Annotated in this window: 16 protein-coding genes; 8 read left to right on the top strand and 8 right to left on the bottom strand. The window is 72.1% G+C overall.

Annotated elements, in window-relative coordinates; genetic code table 11:
* Window positions 1-103: 103 nt before the first annotated feature.
* Window positions 104-1,624 carry an alpha/beta fold hydrolase gene (locus VE614_RS05080; RefSeq protein WP_324932640.1) on the bottom strand — a complete coding sequence of 507 codons (1,521 nt, stop codon included), beginning with the start codon at window positions 1,622-1,624 and terminating at the stop codon, window positions 104-106.
* Between the two features lie 123 nt (window positions 1,625-1,747).
* Between VE614_RS05080 and VE614_RS05075 the strand changes: the two genes are divergently transcribed.
* The 5 genes from VE614_RS05075 to VE614_RS33665 all read left to right on the top strand — a co-directional run bounded on the left by VE614_RS05075 (window position 1,748) and on the right by VE614_RS33665 (window position 6,059).
* Window positions 1,748-2,692: a MerR family transcriptional regulator gene (locus VE614_RS05075; protein ID WP_324932909.1), complete on the top strand. Its 945-nt coding sequence runs from the start codon at window positions 1,748-1,750 to the stop codon at window positions 2,690-2,692.
* Between the two features lie 183 nt (window positions 2,693-2,875).
* Window positions 2,876-3,346, top strand: a complete 471-nt coding sequence (locus VE614_RS05070; protein WP_324932637.1) for a hemerythrin domain-containing protein — start codon at window positions 2,876-2,878, stop codon at window positions 3,344-3,346.
* A 46-nt stretch (window positions 3,347-3,392) separates the two neighbouring features.
* Entirely contained in the window at window positions 3,393-4,943 is a 1,551-nt protein-coding gene (locus VE614_RS05065) for a carboxylesterase/lipase family protein (RefSeq protein WP_324932634.1), read from the top strand.
* A 334-nt stretch (window positions 4,944-5,277) separates the two neighbouring features.
* Window positions 5,278-5,712 (top strand): VOC family protein, encoded by a 435-nt coding sequence (locus VE614_RS05060; protein WP_324932631.1) that lies wholly within the window; start codon window positions 5,278-5,280, stop codon window positions 5,710-5,712.
* A gap of 98 nt (window positions 5,713-5,810) precedes the next feature.
* Window positions 5,811-6,059: an alpha/beta fold hydrolase gene (locus tag VE614_RS33665; RefSeq protein WP_414719516.1), complete on the top strand. Its 249-nt coding sequence runs from the start codon at window positions 5,811-5,813 to the stop codon at window positions 6,057-6,059.
* A gap of 8 nt (window positions 6,060-6,067) precedes the next feature.
* On the opposite strand, the gene VE614_RS33660 is transcribed toward VE614_RS33665, so the two are convergent.
* On the bottom strand, window positions 6,068-6,238 hold the full coding sequence (locus VE614_RS33660) for a hypothetical protein (protein WP_414719515.1): 171 nt from the start codon (window positions 6,236-6,238) through the stop codon (window positions 6,068-6,070).
* A 179-nt stretch (window positions 6,239-6,417) separates the two neighbouring features.
* Complete coding sequence (locus VE614_RS05050; protein WP_324932628.1) at window positions 6,418-7,419, bottom strand: helix-turn-helix transcriptional regulator; 1,002 nt, start codon at window positions 7,417-7,419, stop codon at window positions 6,418-6,420.
* 134 nt (window positions 7,420-7,553) lie between these two features.
* Between VE614_RS05050 and VE614_RS05045 the strand changes: the two genes are divergently transcribed.
* The gene (locus VE614_RS05045; protein WP_324932625.1) at window positions 7,554-7,949 is read left to right on the top strand and encodes a RidA family protein; all 396 of its coding nucleotides are present in this window, start codon (window positions 7,554-7,556) and stop codon (window positions 7,947-7,949) included.
* A gap of 174 nt (window positions 7,950-8,123) precedes the next feature.
* Here the strand turns inward: VE614_RS05045 and VE614_RS05040 are convergent, their stop codons facing one another.
* Together VE614_RS05040 and VE614_RS05035 are read right to left on the bottom strand one after the other, a co-directional pair.
* Window positions 8,124-9,323, bottom strand: a complete 1,200-nt coding sequence (locus VE614_RS05040) for an ABC transporter substrate-binding protein (protein ID WP_324932622.1) — start codon at window positions 9,321-9,323, stop codon at window positions 8,124-8,126.
* A 266-nt stretch (window positions 9,324-9,589) separates the two neighbouring features.
* The gene (locus VE614_RS05035) at window positions 9,590-9,862 is read right to left on the bottom strand and encodes a hypothetical protein (protein WP_324932618.1); all 273 of its coding nucleotides are present in this window, start codon (window positions 9,860-9,862) and stop codon (window positions 9,590-9,592) included.
* Window positions 9,863-10,087: 225 nt separating this feature from the next.
* Between VE614_RS05035 and VE614_RS05030 the strand changes: the two genes are divergently transcribed.
* Both VE614_RS05030 and VE614_RS05025 read left to right on the top strand, forming a co-directional pair.
* Window positions 10,088-10,312, top strand: a complete 225-nt coding sequence (locus tag VE614_RS05030) for a hypothetical protein (RefSeq protein WP_324932615.1) — start codon at window positions 10,088-10,090, stop codon at window positions 10,310-10,312.
* Window positions 10,313-10,572: 260 nt separating this feature from the next.
* Window positions 10,573-11,175 (top strand): GNAT family N-acetyltransferase, encoded by a 603-nt coding sequence (locus tag VE614_RS05025; RefSeq protein WP_324932612.1) that lies wholly within the window; start codon window positions 10,573-10,575, stop codon window positions 11,173-11,175.
* A gap of 499 nt (window positions 11,176-11,674) precedes the next feature.
* Here VE614_RS05025 and VE614_RS05020 read toward each other — a convergent pair whose 3' ends face one another.
* The 3 genes from VE614_RS05020 to VE614_RS05010 form a co-directional block, all read right to left on the bottom strand.
* Complete coding sequence (locus VE614_RS05020; protein WP_043497556.1) at window positions 11,675-11,878, bottom strand: cold-shock protein; 204 nt, start codon at window positions 11,876-11,878, stop codon at window positions 11,675-11,677.
* Window positions 11,879-12,101: 223 nt separating this feature from the next.
* Window positions 12,102-12,251, bottom strand: coding sequence for a hypothetical protein (locus VE614_RS05015; RefSeq protein WP_324932608.1), 150 nt, complete (start codon window positions 12,249-12,251; stop codon window positions 12,102-12,104).
* Window positions 12,248-12,682 (bottom strand): arsenate reductase ArsC, encoded by a 435-nt coding sequence (locus tag VE614_RS05010; RefSeq protein WP_324932605.1) that lies wholly within the window; start codon window positions 12,680-12,682, stop codon window positions 12,248-12,250. Before VE614_RS05010 ends, VE614_RS05015 begins: the two co-directional genes overlap by 4 nt.
* Window positions 12,683-12,727: the final 45 nt, after the last annotated feature.

The raw sequence follows: 12,727 nt of genomic DNA, 5'->3' as shown, positions 1-12,727 counted from the left end.
GCAACGACATCCGCTGCGCCGGAGCCACCTCTGCGACCCGCTGGGCGGCCGGATGTGGACGTCCTCCGGGCGGGGCAGGCGTGGGGTGTGCGGCTGTGGGGTGTCAGCCGGTGAGGTGGGTGATCACGGAGCGTATCGCGTGGCGCAGTGCAGGGCGGGTCTCCTCGGGTGGGCTGAGGGTCTCGAAGCCGTGGTGGCCGTTGGGGACGTCGATCAGTTCCAGTTGCGCCGCGGAGCCCCTGGCGGCGGTGACGAACGCTTCGACGGTGGCGGCGATCTCGGGGCTTTCGCGCCCCGCGCGGAGGAGGACGATGGGCAGGGAGCCCGCGTGGGAGATGGCCCGGGCCGGGTGGAACCGGCTACCGGTCAGCCCCCAGCCGGGCAGCGGCGCCAGGATCGGGTAGGAGGCGGCCAGGCAGCGCAGCCAGGCCGGGGGCCTGGTCAGCCAGTCGGTGGTGAGCAGACCCCCGCCGGAGAAGAACCACAGGGCGACTCGGTCGGCGTCCACCCGCGGGTCGGCCCGCACGAGTTCCACCGCGGCGTTGACGTCCGCGGCGGCGCGTTCGTAGTCGGCGATGTCGTGCAGGCGATGGTCGAGGGTCGCGCCGACGACGCCCTCGGCGGCGGCAAGACGGGCGTACCCCACCAGGGTCGGCCAGTCGCGCGGGGCCGGCCGGGCCCCGGCGGGAACCGGGCCGCCGTGCACGAAGACCACGGCCGGTCTCGGGCCCTCGGCGTCGGGGACATACAGATCGACACGTCCCTTGCGGTCGCGGGGCAGGTCGGGCACCTCCAGCGGGAACGGGCGCAGATGGGCGGGTGGTGCGTCGGTGCCGGCCGGTCGCAGGCGGTGCCCCTCGCCGGCCGCGGCCCGCAGCAGGACGTCCGCCAGTTCGGCGGGGCAGGACAGCATCGGCCAGTGCCCGGTGGGCAGTTCGAAGAAAGTGACCCGCGGTTCGGCCAGGACCGCCAGCGCGGGATCGCCGAAGTCGACGAGCCGCTGCACCAGCTCGATGCCGACGCCGTTTCGGGTGCACAGCACTCCCGTGGTGGGCAGCGCGGCCACCGATCCGGTCAGCCGCAGCGGCTGGAGCAGGGTGCCCAGCGGCTGCGGCACGGCGAGAGCGGTGAGCCGGTCCAGCTCGGCGTCGGGCAGGCCGGCGGTACTGCCCCAGCGCTGCCACTCGTCACGGGCCGGCGGCGCCAACTCGCCTTCACCGGCCCCGAGTTCCGCCCGCTCCGCCAGTTGGGCGCGAAGGGCTTGGTCCGGTACGGAGGCCAGCGCCGGAACGCCGTTCCGCGGCAGCCCGCAGTCCAGACACACGACACGAGCGATGCGCTCCGCGCGCCGGTCGGCGGCGCCGAGCACCGGATGGATCCCGTAGTCGTGACCTACGAGCACGATCTCCCGGCCGGATGCCGCGTCCACCGCGTCGATCGCCGCGAGCACATCCGCGATGTGGGTCTCCAGGCCGACGCGGGCCGACGCGGCGGGGCGGCTCGCGTCGACTCCGGTGAGCGGGACCGCATGCACCTCGCTGCCCGCCGCGGCCAGCCGCGCGGCCGTCTCCCGCCAGACATGGGCGCCGGTGAACACGCCCGCCACCATGATGAACACGCTCATGGACCTCTCCTCGCATACGCCGTACGACGTCACGCCGGTCGCGTACGCCGTGGTCAGCGGGCCGGGGCGGTTGCCCGGGCCCGCGCGCCGGTACCGTAGGAACTCCCCCGGAGGGAGGTTCAACTGTCCACGTCACGCGAGCTGTTCTGGAGCATCGGCGAGCTGGCCGAACGCGCCGGTGCCACCGTGAAGACCGTCCGCTTCTACTCCGACCAGGGCCTGCTGCCCGAGGCCTCCCGCAGCGGTGGCGGGCACCGCCGTTACGGCCCCGAGGCGCTTGAGCGGCTGCGGTTGATCCGCTCCCTGCGCGGACTCGACCTGCCGCTGCCCGAGGTGCGGCGGATCCTCGAGGACGAGGACACGTCGGGGCGCGCGCTGGAGGACGCCGTCGCGGGCCGCCTGCGCGAGCTGGGCAGTGAACTGCGGACCCTGCGCTGGCGGGAGGCGGCGCTCAAGCTGGTGCGGGAGTGCCCGCCCGCGGAACGGGCCGAGCGGCTGCGCCTGCTCGGCGCGGTGAGCACCCCGCCGAGCACGGCAGGGCCGGCCCGGTTCTGGCGTGGCTGGCTGCCGCCGCGCATGCCCGCCCGGGCGACGGCGGCTTTCTTGGAGGTGGCCGTTCCGCAGCCGCCCGACGCGCCGGAGCCGGAGCAGGTGCTCGCCTTCGCCCGGCTGCACGCGATGACGACAGCCCCCTGCCCGGGCGGCCGGCAGCCCCAGCCGGAGGTGCACCGGGTGGCTGGGGGCCGTGGTGCGGCCGTGCTGTACGCCGGGCTCGCCGAGGCGTACGAGCTCGCGGGCCCGCACCTGCGCGAGGCACGCGCTCCGTACCCGGGTGAGGCGCTGGACGCCTACGTCGCGGCGTACGCGAGCGCGTACGGCAGCCGGGACACCCGGGAGTTCCGCCGGCTGCTGGCCACACGGCTCGCGGCCGGGCCGCGGCTGGACCGGTACTGGGAGCTGACGGCCCTGGTGCTGACGCCGCCGGGCGGCCGGCCGGAGCCGACCCCCGGCTCTTCGGACGACTGGCTGCGCGCGGCACTGGAGCGGGACAACGTCGCAACGGCGTAGACGCGATGCCCGGGGCCGGTGGGTGCCCATGCCCCCTCCGGATCCGATCCAATCGTCGCTCGGCGGGGCAACAGTCGCGGTAGTGTGTGGGAAGCGTCGCGTGCTGGTGGCAGACCGTGTCAGGCATGGAGGCGCCGGATCGAAGGAGGCTGACGATGTATTCGTCGCACCCTTCGCTCTCGCGTGACTGAGCGCGAGACGACCAGGCTCGTGGCCTGGAGCCAAGAACTCCGTCGGGTACACCACCGACTACGCGAAGCGCTGTCGGTGACCCGCGCCTCTCTTGCTGACGGCGCCCCCGGCGAGGCGGCTACCCGTGACCTGCTGTTGTACTGCCACGGCTTCTGCACCGCTCTCGACAGCCACCACCAAGGCGAAGACCGCACCCTGTTCCCGGCCATCGCAGCCGCGCACCCGGAGCTGGGCCCGGTGCTGCGCTCGCTGGAGCAGGATCACTCGATGATCGCCCACTTGCTCGGCGGTCTGCGGGCCGCGGTCGACCGGGCCGCGCCGCCCGAGGAGCTTGATCACCACCTCGAAGGCATCGAGGCGATCATGGAGAACCATTTCCGCTACGAAGAGAGGCAATTGCTCACCGTGCTGGAAACGCTGGAACTGGCAGCCGTACCCCGCGAGGTGCTGGGCCCGCTATGAGCGAGCCGGACCGTGTGGGGCGCTGAGGTGAGCGAGACTGCACCGCATGAGTGAACGGTCCTGTGCGAGTGAGACGGCCTTCCGGACGGCGAGCGGCCCTGTGCGGGGCAAGGAGGCGGGCGACGGGGTCGTCGCCGTGCTCGGAGTGCCGTACGCGGCCCCGCCCTTCGGCGTCCGGCGGTTCCGGGAGCCGCAGCCCGTGCCGGCCTGGGACGGGGTCCGGGACTGTACGGCCTTCGGCCCGGTCGCCCCGCAGTCGGCGGAGCTCCCCGGCGCGCCCGTGTGGCGGCCCGGGGACGAGGACGTACTCACGGTCAACGTGTGGACGCCCCAGCCCGAGGCCGGTGCCGGACTTCCGGTCTTCTTCTGGATCCACGGCGGCGCCAACACCTTCGGGTCCTCCGCGCAGCCCGACTTCGACGGGGCCGCCCTGGCCCGCACCGGGCTCGTCGTGGTCAGCTGCAATTTCCGTGTGGGCTTCGAGGGCTACGGCCATGCGCCCGGCTTTCCCCACAACCGTGGGCTGCTCGACCAAGCCGCCGCGCTGCGCTGGACCCGGGAGAACATCGCGGCCTTCGGCGGAGATCCCGCAAACGTGACCGCTGCCGGGCACTCCTCCGGCGGCAGCGCGGTGGTCTGCCTGATGGCCATGGAACAGACGCGGGGGCTGTTCCGGCGGGCTGTCGCCCACAGCGTGCCCCATGTCCTGTATGCGGTGCCGGTCGCGGCGGCGGTCACCGCGCGGATCGCGGCCGAGGCCGGCGTCGCCCCCACGGCGGAAGGACTGCTGAGCGTGCCGCCGGAGAAACTGGTGGCCGTCTCCGACAAGGTCGCCGCACGCTGCGCGACCGATCCGGTGACCCCGATCCACGCCTACGCGCCGGTGATCTTCCAGCCCGTGGTCGACGGCGAGGTACTGCCCACGGACCCGCTGAGCGCGCTCGCCTCCGGGACGGCGCGGGACATCGACCTGCTGGTGTGCCACACGGTGGAGGAACAGTGGTTCCCTCACGCGGTGGGAGCCGTACGGGAGGTCACCACCGAGGCCGGGCTCGCGGAGTTCGCCGAGGCCTTGGGGCTCCCCGCCCCCTTGGTCGACGGCTACGCCGACCTGATGCCTGAGGCTCCGGTCCTCGATCGCTACCTCGCGCTCTTCGGTGACGCGCAGTTCGGCGAGTACACCACCAGGCTCGCCGAGCACCACGCGCACGGCGGCGGCCGGGCCCACCTGGCCCGTTTCGCCCGCAGACGCGAGGGCGCCCGGCCCTGGCACACCGCGGACATCCCCTTCGCCTTCGGCAACCTGCACGTCAAGGGCGCGGACTTCCTCATCGGCGGCGCTCCCGACGACCACGACCGCGCCCTGTCCCGCCGCATGCTCGGCGCCTGGGCCGACTTCGCGGCCACGGGTGACCCGGGCTGGCCGGCGGTGACCGCGGACGAAACCCCGGTCAAGTCCTGGGCCCGCCCCGGTGACCAGCTGGTCCACGACGACAAGTCCGGTCGCCGAGCCCTGTGGCAGGACGTCCACTACGGCGTGCTGCACCCCCGGCAGGCGCCGGCCGGGCATGCGCCGCACGGGCTGTCCGGTGCCTGACCCACGCCCGGTGAGGAAGACGCGGCTGCCGTCGGCGGCGTGGCGGTCGAGGGATGTGAGCGCGTGACGGCGGCGAGCTGCCGCACGCTGTCCGCGTGCGGCCGATGGCGTGTAAAGCGGGGAGCGGTTCCGGGGGTCGGCTGCGGCGTCGGCAGACGTGCGGGGCGAGGCGTGGCGGCAACCGCTCCCAGACCGAGCCGGGCGCGGTGGCTGGCCGGGATTGGATCCCCGGGCCCACGGGTCGGCTATGCCGCCGGGGAAGCGTCGTCCCGTGGGGCCGTCCGGTCTGGCCACCTGGTTCCATGGTGGCGACCCCCCTTGCTATGGTGCGCCGATGTCATCGATCAAGCGGTTCCAGGTCACCTTCGACTGCGCGGAACCTGAGCGCGTCGCTCGTTTCTGGTGCGAGGTGCTGGGGTACGTCGTACCACCGCCACCGGAGGGTTTTGCCACGTGGGACGATTTCGATCGCTCGCTGCCGCCTGAGCGGCAAGGTGCGGCGTTCGTCTGCATGGATCCCTCAGGTGTGGGCCCGCGAATGTACTTCCAGCGCGTTCCCGAGGGCAAGGTCGTCAAGAACCGGATGCATCTGGACGTGCGGGTCGGCACGGGGCTCGTGGGTGAAGAGCGCCTCGCCGTACTCGAGGCCGAGTGCGCACGACTGGTCGCGCTCGGTGCGGTGCGCGTGCGACTGCTGCGTGCCGATGGCGTCAACGAGTCGTGCATCGCGATGCAGGACATCGAGGGCAACGAGTTCTGTCTCGACTGAGCATCCTCCGAGACGGCGAGGGGGAGAGCCATCTCCCTTGGCCTCTCCTTCCATGCAGGTAGTGCGACGAGTCGGGTGCCGGCGTCGATGACGACCTGGTGGTCGGTCGCATACCGGTGGTCCTTCGACTCGAAGGGTTCCAGGAGGCGCACGTCGATGTGGGGGAGGCGTCGGTCTTCGTTCGCTTCGGCGGGGAGGGCCCGCCGGTGGTTCTGCTCCATGGTCATCCCCGCACGTCGGCCACGTGGCATCGGGTCGCTCCGCGGCTCGTGGAAGCCGGCCGCACGGTGGTCTGCCCGGACCTGCGCGGGTACGGACGTTCCAGCACATCACCTGCCCTACGCTGATCCTCTGGTCACTCCAGGACGATCTGGAAGACCTCTACGGTGATCCCGTCGCCCTCTGGCGCCGGTGGGCCGCCGATGTCCGCGGGCACGGCATCGACTGCGGGCACCATGTCGCCGAGCAGGCACCTGCGGCCCTGGCCTCCGCACTCACCGGCTTCCTCCAGCCGGACACGACCCACTCCGGGCACACCTGGACCCGGCGGACTCTCCTGCGCGCCTGGATCGCGCGGGGCCTCAGACGCCTTACCGCGCACTTGTCCGCACCCGCCTTTGAGGCCCGCACCCGGGTCTGCGTCCAGACGGGCGGGCGGACAACCCGGGAACTGATCACCGCCGAACGGGCATATCCGGCGTCCGCTTACGGTGCGCGCCCTGACCTGCTCTCAGGGGGGTCTTCGTAGCGGGTGGCCATCGCGGCGGCGCGGTCGCGCAGGGAGGTGCGCAGCGACGCGGGGGTCAATGCTTCCGCGTCCGTGCCGAGCTGCCACAGCGCCCACTCGGCGTGCCGCAGATCCTGGAACGTCGCCTCCAGCCGCAGCCAGCCGTCCGCGTCCGGGTCGGCTTCCGCGCCGCGGACGGCTACCGCGATGCTCAGCAGGTCCTCCCGCCGCTCCGGGTTCACCCGTATCTGCACGGCGATGTGGTCGCTGGAGAGGAACTCCGCGCAGCGTTCCCGCCAGGCCCGCTCCAGATCGACCTGGTTCGGCCGCTGGGCCGGTTCGGGGAGTTCCTCGGCGGCCAGCACCCGCGACAGCCGGTAGGTGCGGTCCGCGCCGGATCTCGTGGCCAGCAGGTAGCTCCGGTCGCGTACGGTGACCAGGCCGATCGGGTCCACCGTGCGCCACTGCGGTTCCTGGTTCGCGGCCGCGTAGTGGATGCGCAGTCTGTGCCCGGCGAGCACCGCGCGCCGGATCTCGATCATCGACGTGCCGGGCACCTTCTCGGTGACCAGCCGACGGGAGAGCAGGTCGGTCTCCGGCTCGACGAGAAAACGCCGGGCCGCGTCGCTCGCGGTGGCCCGATGGCTTTCGGGCAGCGCGTCAACCACTTTGCGCATGGCCGAAGCGAGCGCCGAGCCGAGGCCGAACACCTGCTCACCGCGCGCCGATCCGGCGGCCAGCAACGCGAGGGCCTCGTCGTGATTCAGTCCGGTGAGTTCGGTCCGGAAACCGGGCAACAACGCGAACCCGCCATGTCGGCCGCGCTCGGCGTAGACCGGTACGCCCGCTGCGGACAGTGCGTCGATGTCGCGCAGCACGGTACGGGTGGATACCTCCAGCTCCCGGGCCAGCGTGTCCGCGGTCAGCCGACCGCGCTGACGCAGCAGCAGCACCAGCGAGACCAGCCGATCGGCGCGCATGCGAGAACCGTATCGAATACATGACCAAGGATGTCATGCTTTGTTGGCAGGCTCTGATCACCGACGTCGACGAGAGCGGCTCCCGCGCCGCTGGACGTACGTACGCGAGTGAATCGAATGGAGCTGATGTGGCAGTGGAGCGAACGGCAGTCAACCCGGTGACATGGTCGCTGGAGATGGGATTCAACCAGGGGGAGATCGTCGCCGGGCACACCCGCACCCTGTACTGCTCCGGACAGACCGCGATGAGCGCCGACGGCAAGCCCCAGCACGAAGGCGACATGGCCGCGCAGTTGGCGCTGAGCCTCGACAACCTGGAGGCCGTGCTCGGCGAGGCCGGCATGTCCCTCGCGAACCTCGTCCGGCTCAACGTCTACACCACCGACGTCGATCTGCTGTTCCCGCACTACGGCGTGCTGGCCTCGCGGTTGGGCGCCGCCGGGGTGACACCGACCACCACGATGCTCGGGGTGGTACGGCTGGCGATCCCCGGCCAGCTGGTCGAGCTGGAGGGTACCGCCGTCGCGTGATGCGACCTCGCCGCCTCGGCTGCTGGTGCCGGTTCAACCGGCACCAGCAGCCAAGGCGGCGTCTGCGGCCTCGACGGGGCGAGCCTTTCCCGCAACGACTGCGGCCGGCATCCGCCGTCTGCCCGTCACATACGGGTGCGTCCCACGATGTGGGGCGGGCCACCGAGGTGTGTCTCACGCGGTGACGAGATCCGCGGTGACGGCCGGTCCGTCGACATGCCCGGGGGTGACGATGGTGAGTTCGTAGTCATGACGGGTTCCTGGCTGCCATTGCCCGCCGGCGAGGGCGACGGTGGCGACGTTGGGTACCGGGCCCGTGGTCCAGTCCAGCACTCCGGCCATGGTCCGCAGCCGCGTCCTGCGCAGGGCGGCGGCGACCGCGCCCCGGTCGGTGGGGTCGTCCGCGGTCTTCAGCGCGTGGGCGGCGACTTCGAACAGGGCGTAGGCGAGTCCGAGCGGCTGCAGCCACTGGCGTCCGGTGGTCTGCTCGTAGGTTTCGGCCAGTTCGGCCGCGGTCGTTCCGGTGAGCGATGACCGGTAGGCGTGGGCCGGTGTCCAGTAGGCCAGTGTGCCGACGCCTGCCTGGGCCGGTTGTCCGCCGCCTCGGGTGACTGACGGGGGGTAGGCCAGCCACCGTGAGCAGGTGATCAAGCGGGGCCGCCAGCCGCTCTCGGCGGCCTGGGTGCGGAAGAGGGCGAGGTCCTGGCCTGTGGCGGCGCTGGTGACGAGGTCGATTCCCGCGTCGCGGAACATCTTGACGTGTGTGTCGAGCCGGGTGGCCGGTTCCCGGTAGGGGGCCGGCTCCGCGAGCTGGTGTCCCCGGGCGCGGGCCGCCGGGGCGAATCCGTGCTCGGGGTGGCGTGACCAGGTGCCCTGGGGCCCGTCGTTCCACAGGCAGCCGACCGTCTGCCGCGCTCCGTCCACGCGCTCCCACAGATCGGCGAAGACCTCGGCGATGTCGTCCAGTCCCCAGCAGAAGTGGTACGTCCAGTCGAAGGGGTGTTCGTCGTCGGCGCCACGCCCGTAGTAGTAGACCTGCCAGGGAAAGGTGCTCGACAGGCACGGTACGGCGGCGGCCTCGCAGGCGTCCGCCACCGCCGGCAGGACCTGCGTCCCGGCCAAGGTGACGATGATGGCCGCGTTCTCGTCCCGGACGAGTTCGTCCACCGCCTGGCGGGCGCCTTCGGCGCAGGAACGACTGTCCCGGCCCGCCAGCCTGATCCGCCGTCCGGCAGGCCTCAGTCTGGCCAGCTCGGGTTCCAGCGTGGTCATGGCGAAGTCCAGGGGCTCGCCCAGGTCCGCCAGTCGGCCCGAACGGGCGACGACGACGCCCACCGTGAGGGTGCCCTGTTGCCCCGGGGGTGTCTGGCTCATCATGCTCCCTACAGAGTTTCTGGCCGGTGTGCGTCCATCGGCGCACAGCTAGGCTCCCCGTCGGCAGTAGCGGGCAAGAGGTCCGGTCGGGTGATGTCGAAGGCTGTCCGGCGGCAACACGGACCTCGGTCGCCGTGGTTGGTCACCGTCGGGGCAGCAGCTGCCTCACCCCTCTGCCCGCGGCTTCCGGATCTGAGGTCCGCGCCGCCTGGGAGGCCGACCGCGTACCGGGGCGACCGGCCGATATGGCTCACGGGTCGCCCCGCTCACGGCTCCCCCGCGGGCCGCCCCCGCCACCCTCCTGCCCGCCACCCCTTCTGGTTCATGGCCGGCCGCAGGGCCAAGCCCGTAGCCGTGCTGGGAACGGCGGTGAAGCCCGGTCGGCGCGCGTTCGCCGGTAGCAGGTCCGCGGAATCCTCCGCCTTGTCCTCCTCCTCGTTCCACGGCGGGGCGCAGAAGGCGTCGACGTACACGCGACGCAGGGCGTCGGTCCGGGCGGGCAATGCCTCGTCCTTGAGGACACGGATGCCGGTCACCATCAGGCGGCCACCGCCTCGGTGCCCGCCGGGTGCTGTGCGGCGTACTCCCGCGGAGCCGACGGGGCGGTGGACACGTGCAGCGGTGCCGGTTCGACGCCGGGCCCCACCCCGCCCGTCATCGCAGTGAGTGACCCCGTACAGATCTGTTCGCGCGAACGCCGGTGTACGTCGCCCCCGGCATGCTCGTGCTCGGGCAACTTTCCTACGGGGAACGGAGCTTGCCCCGTGTCCCTCGCGCTGGTCTCCCCGCCCGTGTACGCCCTCACTCTACTTGCCTCGGTCCTAGCCGCGGCCCTTCTCTCACTTCTGATCGCGGTGACCGCGGGGTTGCTCGCGCGCTGGGACGGCACCTCCCTGTCCGGCGCCCTGCTCCGCGCGGGCACGGCCTTCGGAGCCGCCATGAGCCTGCTCTGCGGCCTGATCGCGCTGGACGTGGCCGCGACGACCTGACCCTGCTTCTTCAGCACCCGGTTCCGTCACGTGCTCAGGGGACAAGGCTTGGCGGGCGCAGAGGGCGACGGGGCCTGGGACAGGATGATCCGGCATGCCTGCTCCGAGGCCGCAGGCCGCCGGTCGTGGGGCGGCCGGTCGAAACCGCACCGGGCCAGGTCGTAGACGACTCGGACGTCCGCACCACCAGCTCGCCGGCAGGCCCGGCTGCCGCCGGCAACCGCGCGGAACTCGCTAGCCGTCAAGATCGTTCAAACGGCATGTCACAGCACCAGGACGCCCCTGTCGTCCGTCCCCTCACCGAGGCCGACATCCCCGTCGCGGTCGACACCCTCGCCCGGGCCTTTGCCGACTACCCCTTCACTCGGCACGTGATCGCCGCGGACGCCCACGAGGACCGGATCCGGCGCTTCCAGGAACTCTGCCTGACCCGCATCGGGATGGTGTACGGCCGCGTGTGGGTCGCCGACGAGGGCCGCGCCGTCGCTGTCTGGACCACTCCCGACCAGGACCCCTCGCCCGCCTTCGCCGAGATCGGGCCACTGCTCGGCCATCTCACCGGTGACCGGGCGGCCGCCTACGAGTCCGCGGAGCAGGCCGTCGCCCCGTATCGACCGCAGGAGTCGGCGTGGTTCCTCAATACAGTGGGAGTCATGCCCGAAGTCCAGGGGCGGGGCCTTGGCACCGCGGTGCTGATCCCCGGCGTCGAAGAGGCCGCACGCGCCGGGTGCCCGGCATTCCTGGAGACTTCCAGCGAGAGGAACGTGGCGCTCTACGAGCGGCTCGGCTTCAAGGTCACAGCCGAGGTCCTGCTCCCCGGCGGTGGCCCCCGTACCTGGTGCATGCGCAGAGATCCACGCTAGGGCTCCAGGGCAAAGGCCCTCAGAGCAGATCCGGCCCGGCCCTGTGTGTCGGTACCGGCCAGGCTCGGCTCCGGGACGACTTCCGGCCTGCGGCTCAGCGCCGGACGGGGTCAGCAGGAGCGCCGACAGGGTGACGCCGACGGCGCAGAGGCCCGATGTCAGGCCTGCCGAGGCCTCCCCGCCCTCGCGGACCCCGTCCGCCCGCAGATCGTCGCGGCCGGCACGACAAGCACGTCCCGTACGGCGGGGGGCGCCACCGGCTGGAGCGCCGTGCGGTGCGGGCAGCTCGTGCCGGCCCTGCGCCAGGTGCTGTCCCGTCGCGCCGGGGGATTCACGCACAAGGGGCCCGGCTGGTGCCGAGCCCCTGCTTCTCCTGCGTGCGCAGGATGTGAACCTGCGACCTGTGGATCATGAGCCCAGCGAGTCACCGGGCTGCTCCGCCCCGCGCCGGTGGCATTCCGCTCGGTGGCCCCGGCGCGTGGCGGTGCGCTCTACGACGTCAGCCGCGGACGATGTTCTCGGCCTGCGGTCCCTTCTGCCCTTGGGTCACGTCGAAGGTGACCGACTCGCCCTCTACGAGTTCCCGGTAGCCGTTGCCGGCGATGTTGGAGTAGTGGGCGAAGACGTCCGGTCCGCCGCCGTCCTGGGCGATGAATCCGAAGCCCTTCTCGGCGTTGAACCACTTCACGGTGCCGCTGGCCATACTGCTTTCCTTCGATCTATCGCCGGGAATCCCCGGCTGGTGTGTGGGTGGGGCCGACCGTGACGGGAAGGCACCCAGCGTCCGTTCTACCCCGTCACCGCGCGGTTATCCGACTTTTACGCCGGTCGAAGCATGCCGCGGATCCCGGCGCGCCGGGACTGCGCAGCTGCCGTAAAGCGGCCGGCCGCCGGCACGGCGGCGTCCCGCGGGGCGGGGGACCCGGTCACGGCGTGTCTGACGGGTGGTGGAGCGGGCGCCCGGCGAGGGTGTTCCGCCAGGTCTGGTCCGCGGCGGCCACGCGGGCGGCTCCGGCGCGGCCCGCAAGGCCACCATCGCCGGAGCCGATGATGACGACCTCGTCTCTCTCGCTCACGCCGTGGCCGCCGGCTCCTCCGGTGCGATCTCGGCGATCAGTCCCTCGACCAGCACCTTGATCTCGTCGCGGATCGGGCGGACGGCCTCGACGCCCTGACCGGCGGGGTCCTCCAGCTTCCAGTCCAGGTAGCGCTTGCCGGGGAAGACGGGGCAGGTGTCACCGCAGCCCATGGTGACGCACACGTCGGATTCCTTCACCGCGTCGACGGTGAGGATCTTCGGGGTCTCGGCGGAGATGTCGATGCCGACCTCGGCCATGGCTTCGACGGCGGCCGGGTTGACCTCGGTGCCCGGGGCGGAACCGGCGGAGCGGACCTCGACGCGGTCCCCGGCGAGATGGGTGAGCCAGGCGGCGGCCATCTGGGAGCGGCCGGCGTTGTGGACGCAGACGAACAGGACGGACGGCTTCTTGCCGGGGTTCTCGGGCATGAGGGTTCTCTCCTCGCGGTGGCGCAACCGCCGTGATATCAGCAC

The sequence above is a fragment of the Streptomyces sp. genome (assembly GCF_035645055.1).
Taxonomy (GTDB): domain Bacteria; phylum Actinomycetota; class Actinomycetes; order Streptomycetales; family Streptomycetaceae; genus Streptomyces.
The sequence above is the reverse complement of the archived record's forward strand: the minus strand, read 5'-3'. Positions and strand labels throughout refer to the sequence as shown.

Coding starts and splice junctions, on each gene's coding strand:
- VE614_RS05035 (WP_324932618.1), bottom strand. CDS start 9,862: ATGGTGACCGGCATCCGTGTCCTCAAGGACGAGGCATTGCCCGCCCGG.
- VE614_RS05025 (WP_324932612.1), top strand. CDS start 10,573: ATGTCACAGCACCAGGACGCCCCTGTCGTCCGTCCCCTCACCGAGGCC.
- VE614_RS05020 (WP_043497556.1), bottom strand. CDS start 11,878: ATGGCCAGCGGCACCGTGAAGTGGTTCAACGCCGAGAAGGGCTTCGGA.
- VE614_RS05050 (WP_324932628.1), bottom strand. CDS start 7,419: ATGCGCGCCGATCGGCTGGTCTCGCTGGTGCTGCTGCTGCGTCAGCGC.
- VE614_RS05065 (WP_324932634.1), top strand. CDS start 3,393: ATGAGTGAACGGTCCTGTGCGAGTGAGACGGCCTTCCGGACGGCGAGC.
- VE614_RS05040 (WP_324932622.1), bottom strand. CDS start 9,323: ATGAGCCAGACACCCCCGGGGCAACAGGGCACCCTCACGGTGGGCGTC.
- VE614_RS05080 (WP_324932640.1), bottom strand. CDS start 1,624: ATGAGCGTGTTCATCATGGTGGCGGGCGTGTTCACCGGCGCCCATGTC.
- VE614_RS05060 (WP_324932631.1), top strand. CDS start 5,278: ATGTCATCGATCAAGCGGTTCCAGGTCACCTTCGACTGCGCGGAACCT.
- VE614_RS05010 (WP_324932605.1), bottom strand. CDS start 12,682: ATGCCCGAGAACCCCGGCAAGAAGCCGTCCGTCCTGTTCGTCTGCGTC.